At 59.6% G+C, this 16,823-nt stretch carries 16 protein-coding genes; 7 read left to right on the plus strand and 9 right to left on the minus strand.

All coding sequences use genetic code 11. From position 1 onward, the window contains the following. Nucleotides 1–73: 73 nt before the first annotated feature. The 4 genes from ACA059_RS01470 to ACA059_RS01485 all read right to left on the minus strand — a co-directional run bounded on the left by ACA059_RS01470 (nucleotide 74) and on the right by ACA059_RS01485 (nucleotide 4,106). Nucleotides 74–346, minus strand: coding sequence for an oxidative damage protection protein (locus ACA059_RS01470; RefSeq protein WP_008149405.1), 273 nt, complete (start codon nucleotides 344–346; stop codon nucleotides 74–76). Next, nucleotides 343–1,410: an A/G-specific adenine glycosylase gene (mutY, locus tag ACA059_RS01475; RefSeq protein ID WP_347802147.1), complete on the minus strand. Its 1,068-nt coding sequence runs from the start codon at nucleotides 1,408–1,410 to the stop codon at nucleotides 343–345. Before mutY ends, ACA059_RS01470 begins: the two co-directional genes overlap by 4 nt. Continuing rightward, entirely contained in the window at nucleotides 1,407–3,623 is a 2,217-nt protein-coding gene (locus tag ACA059_RS01480) for an AsmA family protein (protein ID WP_497632438.1), read from the minus strand. The genes mutY and ACA059_RS01480 overlap by 4 nt, the downstream gene beginning before the upstream one ends. A 78-nt stretch (nucleotides 3,624–3,701) precedes the next feature. Beyond that, nucleotides 3,702–4,106, minus strand: a complete 405-nt coding sequence (locus ACA059_RS01485; RefSeq protein ID WP_497632439.1) for an acetyl-CoA sensor PanZ family protein — start codon at nucleotides 4,104–4,106, stop codon at nucleotides 3,702–3,704. Nucleotides 4,107–4,326: 220 nt separating this feature from the next. On the opposite strand from ACA059_RS01485, the gene ACA059_RS01490 reads away from it, so the two are divergent. The 7 genes from ACA059_RS01490 (at nucleotide 4,327) to ACA059_RS01520 (ending at nucleotide 10,146) form a co-directional block, all read left to right on the plus strand. Further along, complete coding sequence (locus tag ACA059_RS01490) at nucleotides 4,327–5,991, plus strand: OFA family MFS transporter (protein ID WP_497632440.1); 1,665 nt, start codon at nucleotides 4,327–4,329, stop codon at nucleotides 5,989–5,991. A gap of 268 nt (nucleotides 5,992–6,259) precedes the next feature. Then, on the plus strand, nucleotides 6,260–6,853 hold the full coding sequence (hisB, locus tag ACA059_RS01495; protein WP_003218037.1) for an imidazoleglycerol-phosphate dehydratase HisB: 594 nt from the start codon (nucleotides 6,260–6,262) through the stop codon (nucleotides 6,851–6,853). Continuing rightward, nucleotides 6,853–7,491: an imidazole glycerol phosphate synthase subunit HisH gene (gene hisH, locus ACA059_RS01500; RefSeq protein WP_076028989.1), complete on the plus strand. Its 639-nt coding sequence runs from the start codon at nucleotides 6,853–6,855 to the stop codon at nucleotides 7,489–7,491. The genes hisB and hisH overlap by 1 nt, the downstream gene beginning before the upstream one ends. Beyond that, nucleotides 7,492–7,752 (plus strand): DUF2164 domain-containing protein, encoded by a 261-nt coding sequence (locus tag ACA059_RS01505; RefSeq protein ID WP_054616495.1) that lies wholly within the window; start codon nucleotides 7,492–7,494, stop codon nucleotides 7,750–7,752. Between the two features lie 42 nt (nucleotides 7,753–7,794). Beyond that, nucleotides 7,795–8,532: a 1-(5-phosphoribosyl)-5-[(5-phosphoribosylamino)methylideneamino]imidazole-4-carboxamide isomerase gene (hisA, locus tag ACA059_RS01510; RefSeq protein WP_007897434.1), complete on the plus strand. Its 738-nt coding sequence runs from the start codon at nucleotides 7,795–7,797 to the stop codon at nucleotides 8,530–8,532. A gap of 9 nt (nucleotides 8,533–8,541) precedes the next feature. Further along, entirely contained in the window at nucleotides 8,542–9,312 is a 771-nt protein-coding gene (gene hisF, locus ACA059_RS01515) for an imidazole glycerol phosphate synthase subunit HisF (RefSeq protein WP_007949037.1), read from the plus strand. A 78-nt stretch (nucleotides 9,313–9,390) separates the two neighbouring features. Beyond that, the gene (locus tag ACA059_RS01520) at nucleotides 9,391–10,146 is read left to right on the plus strand and encodes a substrate-binding periplasmic protein (RefSeq protein ID WP_497632442.1); all 756 of its coding nucleotides are present in this window, start codon (nucleotides 9,391–9,393) and stop codon (nucleotides 10,144–10,146) included. Between the two features lie 3 nt (nucleotides 10,147–10,149). Here ACA059_RS01520 and ACA059_RS01525 read toward each other — a convergent pair whose 3' ends face one another. The 5 genes from ACA059_RS01525 to gpmI all read right to left on the minus strand — a co-directional run bounded on the left by ACA059_RS01525 (nucleotide 10,150) and on the right by gpmI (nucleotide 16,698). Then, a complete protein-coding gene (locus tag ACA059_RS01525; protein ID WP_497632443.1) occupies nucleotides 10,150–11,385 on the minus strand; it encodes a trypsin-like serine peptidase in 1,236 nt (411 codons plus the stop codon). Nucleotides 11,386–11,489: 104 nt separating this feature from the next. Then, nucleotides 11,490–12,272, minus strand: coding sequence for a divergent polysaccharide deacetylase family protein (locus ACA059_RS01530; protein ID WP_497632444.1), 783 nt, complete (start codon nucleotides 12,270–12,272; stop codon nucleotides 11,490–11,492). Nucleotide 12,273: 1 nt separating this feature from the next. Beyond that, nucleotides 12,274–13,593 (minus strand): S41 family peptidase, encoded by a 1,320-nt coding sequence (locus ACA059_RS01535; protein ID WP_497632445.1) that lies wholly within the window; start codon nucleotides 13,591–13,593, stop codon nucleotides 12,274–12,276. A 31-nt stretch (nucleotides 13,594–13,624) separates the two neighbouring features. Continuing rightward, nucleotides 13,625–14,923 (minus strand): murein hydrolase activator EnvC family protein, encoded by a 1,299-nt coding sequence (locus ACA059_RS01540; RefSeq protein ID WP_497632446.1) that lies wholly within the window; start codon nucleotides 14,921–14,923, stop codon nucleotides 13,625–13,627. 245 nt (nucleotides 14,924–15,168) lie between these two features. Beyond that, entirely contained in the window at nucleotides 15,169–16,698 is a 1,530-nt protein-coding gene (gene gpmI, locus ACA059_RS01545) for a 2,3-bisphosphoglycerate-independent phosphoglycerate mutase (RefSeq protein ID WP_497632447.1), read from the minus strand. Nucleotides 16,699–16,823: the final 125 nt, after the last annotated feature.

The raw sequence follows: 16,823 nt of genomic DNA on the forward strand, positions 1-16,823 counted from the left end.
GGTCGTCAAGAAAGTTTTCAAAAAAATTTTAATTATTACCGTCGCTTACGTTCCGACCCTCGAAAAAGCGGGATTATTCAGCCGGCGGAACGTAGCCGTCAGCCTTGGCGTATTCCTCGCCGGAAAAGAACTTGTCCATCTCGCCCTGAAGATATTTGCGGTCTTCGGCGTTCATCATGTTCAGGCGTTTTTCGTTGATCAGCAGAGTCTGGTGCTTTTGCCAGTCTGCCCAGGCTTTGGCCGAGACGTGGTCAAAAATGTCCTGACCTTTTGCGCCTGGAAATGGAGCGCGCTCCAGGGCGGGCAATTCTTCTTTGTACTTGCGGCACATGATGGTGCGGGTCATGACGACTCTCCTGCGTTCAATACGGCGGCCGCGCGTTCGAGCAAGGTTTTGACCGGGGCGGCAAGGCCCAGGCGCGGCGGGGTGGCGAGGTTATACCAGAGCCAGTCGGCCTCGGCCACGTGATGGCCGGCCTCCTGGACCTGAACCAGCCAGGGTTCGATGGACAACTGAAAATGACTGAAGGTGTGCACCAGGCTCGGCAGCGCCTGTTGGCTGCCAAGCTCCAGTGAGTGCTGCGAAGCCAGATGTTGCAGGTCGTCGAGGTCGTCGAGTTCCGGCAGGCTCCATAGACCGCCCCACAAGCCCGTGGAAGGGCGACGGTAAAGCAGAATCGCGCCTTCGCCGTTGGCGAGCATCGGCATCAGCGTGCGCTTCTGTGGCACGGCTTTGCGCGGTTTGGGGATCGGGTAGCGCGTCTCCAGGCCAAGCATGTGCGCTTCGCAGCCTTTTTCCAGCGGGCAGAGCAGGCAGCTCGGCTTGCTGCGGGTGCACAGTGTGGCACCCAGATCCATCATCGCCTGGGTATAGGCGTTGACTCGATCATGCGGCGTAAAGCGCTCAGCGTTGGCCCACAGCTGTTTGGCGACCTTTGGCTCGCCGGGATAGCCCTCTTGCGCAGTAAAGCGCGCCAGCACCCGTTTGACGTTGCCGTCGAGGATCGGCGCCCGCAGGCCCATGCTCAGGCTGGCGATGGCGCCGGCCGTGGACAGGCCGATACCCGGCAGATCAACCAGCTTTTCCACATCGCGGGGAAACTCGCCGCCGTATTCGGCGACAACGATCTTCGCGGTCTTCTGCAAATTACGTGCGCGGGTGTAGTAACCGAGGCCGGTCCACAGGTGCAGGACTTCGTCTTCCGGCGCAGCGGCCAGGGCTTCGACCGTCGGCAACGAGGCCATGAAACGGTCGAAGTAGTTCAGCACGGTGCTGACCTGGGTCTGCTGCAACATGATTTCCGAGACCCACACCCGATACGGGGTGATGCCTTGTTGCCAGGGCAAATCGTGACGGCCGTGGCGGTCGTACCAGTCCAGCACCGCCGATGAAAACTGCTCGGCTCTCATCGCTTGAACAGCCCCTTCAAAGCGTTTTTCAGTTCCGGGCTGACTTTGTCGCCAAGCTTCTCGTCGATTTTTTCGCTGATCCGTTCGCCGGCCAGTTTGCTCGCGACCTGACCCATGCGTTCGTTATCGAGGCGGCAAGCCTTGGCGCCCAGTTCCAGCGGGCCACGGCAGCGCAGCGGCCACTCGATGCCGACGAACTTCTCGCCGACCTGGCAGGCCGGGTCCGGCATGTCGCTCTTGTCACCTTCGACGATAACGCCCACGCGGTAATCCATGCCCAGCACCCGCAGATCGACATCGCCGTCGCCGTTGACGGTCATGCCCGGGATGCGCACTTTCAGGTCCGGGTTGCTGGCCACGCCGTTGCGGAAGGTCAGGTTGCCCTTGAGCTCCTGGAACGGTGTGTCCTTGCCCCGTGGCTCGCCGCTGAGGGATTTACGGTTCAGGGTGGCGATGCCTTTGCACAGCTGTTGTTCGAGGTTGGCATTGAGCAGCACGCCGTTGTTGATGACGAAACTGGCGTTGCCGTTGAGGCTTTCGATCAGCGCTTTCTGGCTGTTGCCGCTGCCGGTCAGGTTGCTGTTGACCGTCACCAGGCCTTTGACCGGCGGATTTTTACCCTGGCTTTCAAGGATTTTTTCCACCGGTACCTTGCTGATGCTCGTCTGCATGTTCAGCGCTGGCACCTGTTGGCGCACGTCGAGCGTACCTTTGGCGTCGAAGTTGCCGTCGTAAAGGTCGCCGCGAAGACTTTCCAGGGTCAGCAGACCGCCCTGGCCTGTGGCCTTGAGCGCAGCGTTCTGGATCGGCAATTTATCGAGCGTCAACTGACCGAAGGTGAGGTCAGCGTCTACGTCGAGTTTGCTCAGGCGTTCCACCGGCAGCAGGCGCTCGTTGCTCCACGCGTCTTTGGTCGGTGCTTGCGGCAGCGGTGTGCTGCCGGCACCAGCCATGGCATCGGCCTCGGTGCTGGCCACTTCGGCCTGACGCACCTGCGTCGCGCTACTGGCTTCGGCGGATTTTGGCGGCAGATAACGGTCGACGTTGAAGGTGTCGGCCTTGAGGGTCGCCCGCAGTGATTGCTTGGCAAAGTCCTCGACGGCGATGCGGCCGCTGAAGGTGCTGTCGTCGACTTTGAGGTTGATGTTGTCGAGCACCACGCTGGTCGGCGTGCCAGCAAGGCGGCTGACCAGTTCGACTTTGCTCAGGCTGCCTTCAGCCATCGCCGGAAGCTTCTGGCCGATGCTGTCGACGAATTTCGCCAGATCGAACTGGGCGATCGACAGACCGCCGCTGATTTGCGGGGTTTTGTCGAGGTCGTTGACCTTCAGTTCACCCAATGCACGCAGTTGGTTGGCAGAGATCTTGATGCCGGTCCATTCGGCGACGTTCGCCGCTTTATCCAGCAACAACTGGCCCTGGGCGGCGAAGGTCATGGTTTTGCCTTGCAGCGGATCGCCAGCCACTTCGCCAGAGAGTTTCATGTCTTCGAGTTTGTAGCGCTGCAGTGCGCGCTCGAAACGCAGCTCGCCGTTGAGCTCGGTACGGACACGCAAGACCGGCTGGTTGGTGCCCAGGAACGCGGTGAGTTTGACCGGGATGTTCGTGGAGTCATGCACCGGGCCGGTACTCAGCTGGATGCTTTCGGCGCTGAATTGCTTGCCGGTTTTTTCGTCGCTGTATTCAACGCGGGCGTTGTTGACGGTCAGGCTGTCGATGTCCAGGCGAATCGGCTGGGCCGGTTTTTCCGCTTGGGCGGTGGTCTCGGTCGCTGGTTCGCCAGGGGTCGCGGGCGGGGTGGCCGGCGCCGGTGCCTTGCCGATGTCTTGCCAGTTGCCGTGACCGTCTTTGTCGCGGGTCAGGCGCAGGTTCAGGCCTTCGACGCGTACATCGCTCATCTGCACTTCACGGCGCAGCAGCGGCAGCACACGGACCGACAGGCCAAGCATCTGCAAGTCAGCGAATGGTTCGGTGGGCTTGGCCAGGGTCGCGACGCTGGCTTCGTGCAATTCCAGGCCCAGCCACGGGAACAGGCTCCAACCGATATCGCCATTGAGCGTCAGCTCGATGTGGGCCTTGTCGCGGGCTATCTGGCGAATCTCGTCTTTATAGTCGTTGGGATCAAAGAGGTGGGTCAGGGCAAAGCCCAGCGCCACAATGATCAGCAACAGCCCGAGAAGTACCAGACCCAGGATTTTGCCGAACGCTTTCATGGGCGAGTCCTTGTAGTTAGTCGAATTCGAAATTTAGCCGGGGAGTATAGCGCTCCGCAGCGGACGACCGGTCAGCGATCATGTCGGCAACACATCCAGCGGTATTTTCAGTTTGGCCGCCAGCGCTTGTGCCTCCAGATGCCCGGCAGGCGCCAACAGACGCAATGTCGTACCCGCTTGCGACGCCATTTTCTGCGCTTCGTTCACCAGGCGCTCGGCCACGCCACGACGACGGGTAATTTTTCGTACGCATAGTTGGGACAGGTGCCAGACATCCTGGTGCCGTTGCAGGCGTGCCGCGCCTAACAGTCGATCATTGAAGCGGCCAGCGATCAGCGAGCCGTCCAGCAGGCAGCCTTCGATCAGCTGAGCCTCCCCGGTAAACGGGGCAAACAGCCAGTCCGGCGCATCGCGGTAGATTTTCTGCAGATCTTGCTGATCCTGATAAGTGGCTTCGTTTAGCGGCTCGACAATGATCGGCATGAGGGCTCCTTCAGTGGTACGAGAACTGATGACATACAAAAGGTGATATCACTTTGATTTTTCTGTCACGTACAGATGGTAACCTCTGCCGGTTCGTCCGTCCTTCTGCGACGTGATGTCGCACCAAAATGGAGCTTCACCTCAAAAACAGTCATGCGTGCGCATAAAGGCTGGGGGTGAGGAGCGCTGACGAACCATTCTAATAATTGGGGGATACACCATGACCACGAGCATCACGGCGGACGGCCTCAAAGCCGACCAGCCCGCGTTCCTGTCCAAAGAGCGCATCATCGCCAAGCCCGGTTTCAACCGTTGGCTGGTACCACCGGCCGCCCTGGCCATCCACCTGTGCATCGGCATGGCCTACGGCTTTTCGGTGTTCTGGTTGCCACTGTCCAAAGCCCTGGGCGTGACCAAGGCAGTGGCCTGCGCGCCGGACATGAGCTTCATCTCGCAAGTCTTCTCGTCGCAATGCGACTGGCCGATCTCGATGCTCGGCTGGATCTACACCCTGTTCTTCATCTTTCTCGGTTGCTCGGCCGCCATCTGGGGTGGCTGGCTGGAACACGCCGGGCCACGCAAGGCTGGCGTTGTATCGGCACTGTGCTGGTGTGGCGGTCTGCTGATTTCAGCGCTGGGGGTCTATACCCACCAGATATGGCTGATGTGGATCGGCTCCGGGGTCATTGGCGGTATCGGCCTGGGCCTGGGTTACATCTCGCCGGTCTCGACCCTGATCAAGTGGTTCCCGGACAAGCGCGGCATGGCGACCGGCATGGCTATCATGGGTTTTGGCGGTGGCGCGATGGTTGGTGCTCCGCTGGCCGCAGCCCTGATGGGCCACTTCGCTTCGCCAACCAGCGTCGGCGTATGGCAGAGCTTTCTGGTGATGGCCGCGATCTACTTCGTGTTCATGATCGGTGGCGCACTGTCCTACCGCGTGCCGCCAACCGGCTGGAAGCCTGAAGGCTGGACCGCTCCGGCGAAGAAAGCTTCCAACGCGATGATCACCCACCGTCACGTCCACGTGAACGTGGCGTGGAAAACCCCGCAATTCCGTCTGGTGTGGCTGGTGTTGTGCCTGAACGTTTCGGCGGGTATCGGCATCCTCGGCATGGCTTCGCCGCTGTTGCAGGAAGTGTTCGGAGGTAAATTGATCGGTGTTGACCTTCCGTTCGGTCAACTGGATGCCGGGCAACTGGCCTCGATCGCTGCGATCGCTGCCGGTTTCACCGGTTTGCTTAGCCTGTTCAACATCGGTGGCCGGTTCTTCTGGGCCTCGTTCTCGGATTACCTGGGCCGCAAAAACACCTATTTCGTGTTCTTCGCCCTGGGTTTTGCCCTGTACGCGCTGATCCCGAACCTCGGTCACCTGGGCAACGTTGCGCTATTCGTGGCGGCCTTCTGCATCATCCTGTCGATGTACGGCGGTGGTTTTGCGACTGTCCCTGCGTATCTCGCGGATCTGTTCGGTACGCAAATGGTCGGCGCGATCCACGGTCGTCTGCTGACGGCCTGGGCGGCGGCGGGCGTGTTGGGTCCGGTGTTGGTGAACTACCTGCGTGAGTATCAGCTGAGCATCGGCGTTGAACGCGCCGCGGCTTACGACATCACCCTGTACATCCTTGCGGGCCTGCTGGTGCTGGGTTTCATCTGCAACCTGCTGGTGCGTCCGGTGGCTGACAAGTACTTCATGACCGACGCTGAACTGGCTGCCGAACAGGCGCTGGGCCACGACAAAGGTGCTGATGCCAGCACTTCGCTGGAGTGGAAAGCGGCACCTGGCACACGTCCGCTGGCAATTGCTGCGTGGCTGGTGGTGGGGATTCCGTTGGCATGGGGTGTTTGGGTAACCCTGCAGAAAACTGCAGTACTGTTCCACTAAGTTAAGTAAACGCATCACCCCTGTGGGAGCGAGCTTGCTCGCGATGGCGGTCTGACAGTCGACAGAGATGTTGAATGTGAGAGCCTCATCGCGAGCAAGCTCGCTCCCACATTTGATTGTGTCGTCATCAAAACCGCTTGTATGGACATGTCTATCCCCGACAACACCGGGTTCTGTCCGTCAGTGATATCACCTCCCGTGTTTCTGTTTCCGGCCTGCGCCCCTATAATGGTTGCCTTTTTCGCCCAATGATTTTGCGGAGCTGGTGATGGCCGAACGTAAGGCGTCAGTCGAGCGCGACACTCTGGAAACCCAGATCAAAGCCTCGATCAACCTGGATGGCACCGGAAAGGCCCGATTTGATATCGGTGTTCCTTTTCTTGAGCACATGCTGGACCAGATCGCCCGTCACGGGCTGATCGACCTGGATATTGTCAGCAAGGGCGACCTGCATATCGACGACCACCACACGGTGGAAGACGTCGGTATCACCCTGGGTCAGGCCTTCGCCAAAGCCATCGGTGACAAGAAAGGCATCCGTCGCTACGGCCATGCCTACGTGCCGCTCGATGAAGCGCTGTCGCGCGTGGTGATCGACTTCTCCGGCCGTCCTGGCCTGCAGATGCATGTTCCCTATACCCGCGCCACCGTCGGCGGCTTCGACGTTGACCTGTTCCAGGAATTCTTCCAGGGCTTCGTCAACCACGCCCTCGTCAGCCTGCACATCGACAACCTGCGTGGCACCAACACCCACCACCAGATCGAGACCGTGTTCAAGGCTTTCGGCCGCGCATTGCGCATGGCCGTAGAGCTGGATGACCGCATGGCCGGTCAGATGCCGTCGACCAAAGGCGTTCTGTAATGCAGACGGTCGCGGTTATCGATTACGGCATGGGCAACCTGCACTCGGTGGCCAAGGCCCTCGAGCACGTCGGTGCCGGCAAGGTCCTGATCACCAGCGATGCCGACGTGATTCGCGAAGCCGACCGGGTGGTATTCCCCGGCGTCGGCGCGATTCGCGATTGCATGGCGGAGATCCGTCGCCTGGGCTTCGACTCGCTGGTGCGTGAAGTCAGCCAGGACCGTCCGTTCCTCGGCATCTGCGTCGGCATGCAAGCCTTGCTCGACAGCAGTGAAGAGAACGACGGCGTCGACTGCATCGGCCTGTTTCCGGGCGCGGTGAAGTTCTTCGGCAAAGACCTGCACGAAGATGGCGAACACCTGAAAGTCCCGCACATGGGCTGGAACGAAGTGAAGCAGACGGTCACACATCCGCTGTGGCACAACATTCCGGACCTGGCGCGTTTCTACTTCGTGCACAGCTACTACATCGCTGCCGGCAACCCGCGGCAAGTGGTGGGTGGCGGTCACTACGGTGTCGATTTCGCCGCCGCGCTGGCCGACGGCTCGCGTTTCGCCGTGCAGTTCCACCCGGAGAAGAGCCATACCCATGGCCTGCAATTGCTGCAGAACTTCGCCGCGTGGGATGGTCGCTGGTAAATGGCAGTCAAGAAATCCAAGCCGCCGATCCTGACCCTCACTCCCGAACAGGAGAACGAGGCCAATCACAAGATCAAACGCTTTATGGAAGATCGCTTCGAACTGGACCTGGGTTCGTTCGAAGCGGCTGAAATCCTTGAGCTGTTTACCCGTGAAATTGCGCCGCACTATTACAACAGGGCGATTTTCGATGTGCAGACGCACCTCAAAGAGAGGTTCGAAAGCATCGAAAGCGACTTGTGGGCGCTCGAGAAAAACTGATTTCCGAGCGAAGCTGAACACTCGAATTTGAAGGTTTGCCAGATGCTGATTATTCCCGCTATCGATCTTAAAGACGGTGCCTGTGTTCGTCTGCGCCAGGGCCGCATGGAAGATTCCACGGTGTTCTCCGATGACCCGGTGAGCATGGCTGCCAAGTGGGTGGAAGGCGGTTGCCGCCGTCTGCATCTGGTCGACCTGAACGGCGCCTTCGAAGGCCAGCCGGTCAACGGCGAAGTGGTCACCGCCATCGCCAAGCGCTACCCGAACCTGCCGATTCAGATCGGCGGCGGTATCCGTTCCCTGGAAACCATCGAACACTACGTGAAAGCGGGCGTGAGCTACGTGATCATCGGCACCAAAGCCGTGAAAGATCCGGCTTTCGTTGCTGAAGCCTGTCGCGCGTTCCCAGGTAAAGTGATTGTCGGTCTGGATGCGAAAGACGGTTTTGTCGCCACTGACGGCTGGGCTGAAATAAGCACCATTCAGGTGATCGACCTGGCCAAGCAATTCGAAGCTGATGGCGTGTCCGCGATCGTTTATACCGACATCGCCAAAGACGGCATGATGCAGGGCTGCAACGTTTCGTACACTGCGGCCCTGGCCGCAGCGACGAAGATTCCGGTGATCGCCTCCGGTGGCATCCACAACCTCGGTGACATCAAGTCGCTGCTCGACGCCAAGGCGCCAGGCATCATCGGCGCCATCACTGGCCGGGCGATCTACGAAGGCACTCTCGATGTCGCTGAAGCGCAAGCTTTCTGCGATTCGTACAAAGGCTGAGGACTGACCATGGCGCTGGCAAAACGCATCATCCCTTGCCTGGACGTGGATAACGGCCGGGTGGTCAAGGGCGTCAAGTTCGAGAACATCCGTGATGCCGGCGACCCGGTGGAAATCGCCCGTCGCTATGACGAGCAGGGTGCCGACGAGATTACCTTTCTCGACATCACCGCCAGCGTCGACGGTCGCGACACCACGCTGCATACCGTTGAGCGCATGGCCAGCCAGGTGTTCATTCCGCTGACCGTGGGCGGCGGTGTGCGTACCGTGCAGGACATTCGCAATCTGCTGAATGCTGGCGCGGACAAGGTTTCGATCAACACCGCCGCGGTATTCAACCCGGAATTCGTCGGCGAAGCGGCCCAGCATTTCGGCTCGCAATGCATCGTCGTCGCCATCGACGCTAAAAAGGTTTCACTTCCGGGCGAAACCCCGCGCTGGGAAATCTTCACTCACGGTGGCCGCAAACCGACCGGGCTCGACGCCGTTGAATGGGCGAAGAAGATGGAAGGCCTGGGCGCCGGTGAAATCCTGCTGACCAGCATGGACCAGGACGGCATGAAAAACGGCTTCGATCTGGGCGTTACCCGCGCGATCAGCGATGCATTGGGTATTCCGGTGATTGCTTCGGGCGGCGTCGGCAACCTGCAGCACTTGGCTGACGGCATTCTAGAAGGCCACGCCAGCGCGGTGCTGGCGGCGAGTATTTTCCACTTCGGCGAATACACCGTGCAGGAAGCCAAGGCCTACATGGCTCATCGCGGCATCGTGATGCGCTAAACAAACCGATACAGGCCAGTGGACATCATGGCGGGCTCAGGGCACTCTTGGGTACGCCATGGATCTCGGTAGCCAGACATGCTTAGACGCCTTCTTCTTGCCCTCGCCAGCGCTTCTCTATTGCTCGTCAATGGAGCGCATGCCGCAGAAAATCCCGACACCGACCTGGTGTTGCTGACAGAAAACTTCCCGCCCTACAACATGGCCAAGAACGGCAAGAATTTCGCTCAGGATGAGAACATCAATGGCATCGCCGTTGACATCGTCCGGGAGATGTTCAAACGCGCAGAAATCACCTACAGCCTGACACTGCGTTTCCCCTGGGAGCGAATCTACAAGATCGCCCTGGAGAAACCCGGTTACGGCGTGTTTGTGATGGCGCGGCTGCCGGACCGCGAGAAGCTCTTCAAGTGGGTCGGCCCGATTGGCCCGGACGACTGGATCATGCTGGCCAAGGCTGACAGCAAGATCAGCCTTGAGTCGCTGGAGCAGGCGCGCAAGTACAAGATTGGTGCCTACAAGGGCGATGCGATTGCCGAGACGTTGGCCAAGCAAGGGCTGAAGCCGATTGTGGTGCTGCGGGATCAGGACAATGCGAAGAAACTGGTTAATGGCCAGATTGATCTATGGGCCACCGGCGATCCGGCCGGGCGTTACCTGGCGCGTCAGGACGGGGTGACAGGGCTCAAGACTGTGCTGCGCTTCAACAGCGCCGAGTTGTATCTGGCGCTGAACAAGGACGTGCCGGACGAAACTGTCGCCAAGCTGCAAGCCGCGCTGGATCAGCTGCGCAAGGAAGGCGTGGTGGACGACATCATGGCGAAGTATCTGTAACCATCACTTCGATACAACCTGAGACGGAGCCGGCGTCGCGCTCAAGTACACGGCACTTGTAAACACGTTATTCAACATTGCTCTTGTCAGCTGCAGTTCCCCTGAGGCGACGCCGATAATGCACAGTGCATGTGCGCCGCTTTGTGGCCCGATTTCAGTATTGATGTAAGCATCTTCAGCGCTGATGGCGGCGCTGTAATTGTCGGAAGCTTTGCAGTCCCTGGCGTTATGGACCGTTTTGTAGCGATAGAAGGGCGCCTCGAGGGAGAACCTGAAGTCCCACGTAGGCAATACGACCTGCTCATCCGCGTTTTGCGTTCTATGAACGTATGACTTGAGCTTCCAGGGCTCCGTGACAGTCAGCTCGACCGGCTCCAACGAACAGTTCGCCCCATCACTGGTGAAGACACCGTCAATAAAGCAGTTGTGTAGAAAGTTGGCAGAGTAGCTGTAGTTGAAACGGGCGGCCTTGCAAGACGTCGAGTGCTCACAATCGGGCGGCGCTGGGGTATTGCGCGAGATCACGACTTTACTGACGATGCCAGTGATTTCATTGGTGCGGCGGTTCAGCATCGGGCTACCGGAGCTGCCACCGTGAAGGTCGCAGCTGTTTTTCATGGCCAAAGGGAATACCCCGGGGTGATCGATGAACGTTCCGGCGGTTTGTTCAGCGCAGGCGCTCAGTCGAAGCCCCTGTTCGGTAAAGCCGCTCGGCGCGCCAATGTTAAGCGCATCATGGCTTTCGTTGGTTTGATGGGACGCCAGCTTGAGCGGGTTGACCCCGGCCTGTATCAGCGACGCCAATGTTGCGTCGACCTCCAGTACTGCAAGATCGGTCCCGACCAGACTGCTCCATCGGGCAGTCCGGATGGCGTATTGGCGCTTACGCTGTGGCATGTCATGAAAGTAGTGGAAGGTGACGCTGGCTTTAAAAGGCAGATTGGTCCGCGCCGAACCGTACTGAAACAACACGCAATGACCGCTGGTGAGCAGGTAAGCAGAGCCGGTGGCTCGGCCTTGCCTGTTTCGCGTATCCAGTAGAACGGCGCTGCAGGTCAAGCCCGATGGGAGATTCAGTCGTCCCACGCCGCTCCAGAGTTCATAAAAATGTTCGCTGTTTTGCAGTGCCCTTGACGGTGAGTCGTTGACGGCGCCTTCGCCCAGATCGCGGGCCTGCACTGCGGAAATAGCCAGCAGGCCAATCAGGCCTGCGAAGCAAAAGAAGCTAAGGTATTTCATGTCCATTCCTTGGTGATGAAATTCAGGGTGAGCGCTATCGTGGCACGCGGCGGTGTACCGGCAGGTATAAATAGTTATCGCGAAATGGAGTGGGATGCGAGGAGTTATCGGGCGGTCGGGAGGCGGTACTGGCCATCCTTGCCGTGCGCTGCCGTTGCACGATTGCCGCGCACGCTGATCATCTGTTTGATGTCGATCCAGTCAATGCCCTGAGCCTTGAGCTTGGGTAATTCACGTTCAAGTACCGCTAATGTCTGCGGATACGGATGCCCGATCATCACCGCAGAACCCTGTTTGCGCGCCAGGCTGATAGCCGTCTGTAGTTGAGTAAAAATCGCGGCTTCAGTGGGCTCGTCATCCAGGAATACATCCCGCGAAACGCTCGCCAGACCAATCTTCTGCGCCTCGGCGGCCGCCACGGTTTGCGCGCTGGTACGGCTGTCGACGAAGAATTTGTGCCGGCGCTGCAATTCGGCCATCAGCCAGGCCATGGCGGCTGGCTGAGAGGTCATGCGACTGCCCATGTGATTGTTGATGCCAGCGGTATAGGGCACGACCTTGAGCGCCGCGTTCAGGCGTTTCTCGAGTTCGTCGATGGGCAAGTCGGGATGCCAGGCGAACGGGCCGGTGGCCGGGTCCATGGGCATGTGCAGGATGACGATCTTGCCGGCGCGATGGGCTTCGCGGGCGAATTCGGTGGCGTGGGGTGTGTCAGGCATGATCGCCGTGGTCACCGGACCGGGCAGGGCGAGCACGCGGCGATCCCGGGGCAGGTTCTGCCCCAGGTCATCGATGATCAGAGTGATGTAGGCCTTTTGAGGGGCGGGCGCCGCGTGAGCGACACCCACCAGACAGCACAGCAGGCCGAGGAGCAACCGCAGGCGCATCTCAGCGGCCGGAGGTGATGCTCAACCCTTTGAGCAGGCTCAGGGCCTGGGCCAACTGGTAATCATCATCCTGCGGCATCGCCTTGGCTTTGCCACTGGAGCTGGTCGGTTTGTCGGCGCCGCCGTTGCCATTGCCCAGGTGACCTTGCAGGTCGGCTTCCTTGAAGTACTCGCCGTCCTGCTCGTTGGTGATCTTGGCCTTGCGCACTTCGATGTCCGGGACGATGCCCTGAGCCTGGATCGAGCGGCCGTTCGGCGTGTAATACAGCGCCGTGGTGATCTTCAGTGCGCGTTCGTTGTTCAGCGGCAACACGGTTTGTACCGAGCCTTTGCCGAAACTAGTGGTGCCCATGACCACCGCGCGTTTCTGATCCTGCAAGGCACCGGCGACAATTTCCGACGCCGAGGCGCTGCCGCCGTTGATCAGTGCGACCATTGGCACGGCTTCGCTTTCGTCCTTGCCGGTGGCGGAGAAGCGCAGTTCGGAGTTGGCAATTCGGCCCTTGGTGTAAACGATCAGGCCCTTGGTGATGAAGTGGTCGACCACCTCCACCGCCGCTTGCAGCACGCCGCCCGGGTTGTTACGCAGGTCGAGGACGATGCCTTTGAGCTTCTTGCCGTTGTCTTTGCGCAGCTTGGCCAGGGCTTTAGAGACTTCTTCGCCGGTCTTGACCTGGAACTGGGTGATGCGGATGTAGCCGTAGCCGGATTCCAGCAGCTGGCTCTTCACGCTCTTCACTTGAATGATGGCGCGGGCCAGGGTCACGTCGAACGGCGTACCGCCGTCGCGCACCAGGGTCAGGGTGATTTTCTGGCCGATCTTGCCGCGCATCTTGTCCACGGCTTCGGTCATGCTCTGGCCGCGGGTCGGTTGGCCGTTGATCTTGACGATGAAGTCGCCGGCCTGAATGCCAGCCTTGGAGGCCGGAGTGTCATCGATCGGTGAAACGACCTTGATGAAACCGTCTTCGGCGCCAACTTCGATGCCCAGGCCGCCGAACTCACCGCTGGTGCTTTCCTGCAATTCAGCGAAGTCTTCCGGGCCCAGGTAGGCGGAGTGCGGGTCGAGGTTGCTGAGCATGCCTTTGATGGCGTTTTCCAGCAGGGTTTTGTCGTCCACCGGCTCGACATAGGCGGCCTTGATCCGATCCATGACCTCGGCAAAGGTGCGCAACTCTTCCAGAGGCAACGGCGCCTTGGTGGTCGCAGCAGTGCCCGCAGGCGCGACCGCCGGGGCCGGTTGAGCGGCGAACGCCAGAGGCGCGCCGATCACCAGGGCGATCGTCAGGGCCAGCGAGGTAAGGCGGGACAAATGCAGCATGTCGAACGAACTCCTGAATTAGGTCGCGTGCTTATCCTTGCGCGCGACACCATTGCGCTGGATCACTCGGGTGACCCTGCTGACGAATAGCGAAATACAGCGCTGGTGTGTCCTGCCCGCCACTGCTACCCACAGTAGAGATGGACTCACCGGCTTTTACCACGTCACCCGCAGACTTGAGCAGCGTCTGGTTGTGACCATAAAGACTCAAAAAACCGTTGCCGTGGTCGAGAATCACCAGCAGCCCGGCGCCTCGCAACCAGTCGGCAAACACCACGCGACCGCCATGCACGGCGTGCACCTGGCTGCCGGCGGAGGCGCTGATCATCACGCCGTCCCACTTGGTGCGGGCATCGTCGCCACGTGATTCGCCAAAGCGTGCAAGCAGTCGACCATCAACTGGCCAGGGAAGTTTTCCCCGGCTTGAAGCAAAGGGGCCGCCAAAGGTCTCGCCTGAACTTGATACCAGGACGCCGGGTGTCGATTTAACGGGTTTGCGTGGGGCATCAGTAGCGTCTGCGTCTGCTGCAGCCTGAGCCTCACGTAAACGCTTTTTTTCGGCTTCCTGCTGGGCGATCAGCGCTTTTTGCCGCGCTTCTTCTGCCTCTCGGGCCTGACGGGCCAGGGTTTCTTCAATGGTTTTAAGGACTTTAGACAGGTCTGCCTGATCCTGCTCGCGGGCTGCCAGCTTCTGATCGCGGGCCTTCACGTCGTCGCTGAGCTTGGCCAGAACTTGCTGACGCTCCTTGCGGACTTTGTCGAGTTCATCACGCTGGCTATCGAGGCTGCTTTTCTGCACCAGCAATTGCGCCTGTTGCATGGCGATGTCTTTTTCGACATTGGCCAGTTGGCGCAGGGTTTCGTTGAAATTCTTCAGCTGCTCCAGGCGGGCCTGGCTCAGGTAGTCGTAATAGGTGAGGGTACGGGCGAATTTTTCCGGGTTCTGCTGGTTGAGCAGCAGCTTCAAGTACTCCTGACGGCCGTTCTGATAGGCCGCGCGGGCCTGAATGGCGATCAGTCGTTGCTGTTCAATGCGCGCGCTCTGGAGTTTTTTTTTCTCGGCATCGAGTCGCTGCAGCTCGGCTTCGCTTTTCTTCAGCTCTTTTTGCAGGGCTTCGACCTGCTTCTCGAGCTTGCCCATCTCGGTCTCGGTGCCTTTGAGGTCTTTCTGCACACCGGTTTTTTCTTCCTGGAGCTTGCCCAGCAGTTTTTTCAGCTCGGTAATGTCCTGACGCGTGGCGTCCAACTGTTGTTGGGTTTGCGCGCGCTCGTCAGCAAAGGCCGGTTGGAGCAGGCAAGTCAGAGCAAGGGCTATCAGGACGCGAAGCATAGAGGCGGGCGACACCAGGGAAAGGGACGGCCTAGTATGCCCGCCAAGCGCTGCAAAAAAAACGCCCAATTGGGGCTGTGTGATAACCGGGCTGAAAAACACTGAAAACCAATGTGGGAGCGGCGGTGCGACGATTCGACTTGCTCGCGAATGCGGGCTGTCAGGCAATGTTGATGTCGACTGATACACAGCATTCGCGAGCAAGCCCGCTCCCACAGGGTTTTGGTGGTGTTTGAAGGGTCGGGTTACACCAGAATCGATGTCCCGGTCATTTCGGCTGGTTTCTCAAGATCCATCAACATCAGCATCGTCGGCGCCACATCTGCCAACACTCCGCCATCACGAACCTTCAGATCCCGCTTGCCAACATAGATGAACGGCACCGGCTCGGTGGTGTGGGCGGTGTGGGCCTGGCCGGTGGATTCATCGGCCATTTGCTCGACGTTACCGTGGTCAGCAGTGATCAACGCTTCGCCGCCGACTTTTTCCAGCGCCTCGACGATGCGACCAACGCACAGGTCCAGACATTCAACGGCTTTTACCGCTGCGTCGAACACGCCGCTGTGGCCGACCATGTCGCCGTTGGCGTAGTTGACCACGATCACGTCGTAACGCTGGTTTTCGATGGCATCGACGATGCGGTCGGTGACTTCCGGGGCGCTCATCTCGGGCTGCAAGTCATAGGTGGCGACTTTTGGCGACGGGATCAGGATGCGTTCTTCGCCCGGGAACGGTTCTTCACGGCCGCCGGAGAAGAAGAAGGTCACGTGGGCGTATTTCTCGGTTTCAGCGATGCGCAGTTGGGTCTTGCCGTTTTTCGCCAGGTAGTCGCCCAGCACGTTGTCCAGGCTGCCTGCGGCGAAGGCCGATGGCGCAGGAATGCTGGCGGCGTATTGGGTCAGCATGACGAAGCCGGCCAGTTTCGGCTGGCGGGCACGTTCGAATTCCTTGAAATCGTCTTCGACGAATACGCGGGTCAGTTCACGGGCGCGGTCGGCACGGAAGTTCATGAAGACCACGGCGTCGCCGTCTTCGACTTTCACCGGCTCGCCGATGGAAGTGGCTTTGACGAATTCGTCGCTCTCGCCACGTTCGTACGCGGCTTGTAGACCTTCTTGTGCGGTGGCGGCGTTGAATTCGCCGTTGCCATCGACAATCAGGTTGTAAGCCTGGGACACGCGGTCCCAACGGTTGTCGCGGTCCATGGCGAAGTAACGGCCGACAATGCTGGCGATCCGGCCTTTGCCGAGGGCCTGGAAGGCCGCATCCAGCAGTTCGATGGACGACTGAGCGCTTTTTGGCGGCGTGTCGCGACCATCAAGGAAGGCGTGCAGATATATTTTTTCGGCGCCGCGCTTGAAAGCCAGTTCAGCCATGGCCACCAGGTGATCCTGATGGCTGTGAACGCCGCCATCGGACAGCAGGCCCATGAAGTGCACGGCTTTGCCGGCAGCAACGGCTTTATCGACGGCAGCGCAGATGGTCGGGTTCTCGAAAAACTCGTCGTCGCGGATCGATTTGGTCACGCGCGTGAAGTCTTGATACACCACGCGACCAGCGCCAAGGTTCATGTGGCCGACTTCGGAGTTGCCCATCTGGCCATCCGGCAGGCCGACATCCATGCCGCTGCCCGAGATCAGGCCGTTCGGCACGGTGGCCCACAGACGGTCCAGTACGGGCTTCTTCGCCGCAAAGATGGCGTTGGATTCAGGGCTCTCACTGTGACCGAAGCCGTCGAGAATAATCAGGACCAAAGGTTTAGGCGTGGTAGTCATGGATTCCACTCGTGGCTGAGTTAAAAGAGGGCGATGGAAAAGGGAGTGGCAGTTTAAAGCTAAGTTCCGACCGCGTCACCGCCGGACGGGGTTTGGCCCACCATAGTGGCTGTGTATACTGGCCG

It is taken from the genome of Pseudomonas sp. LBUM1647, from assembly GCF_059716175.1.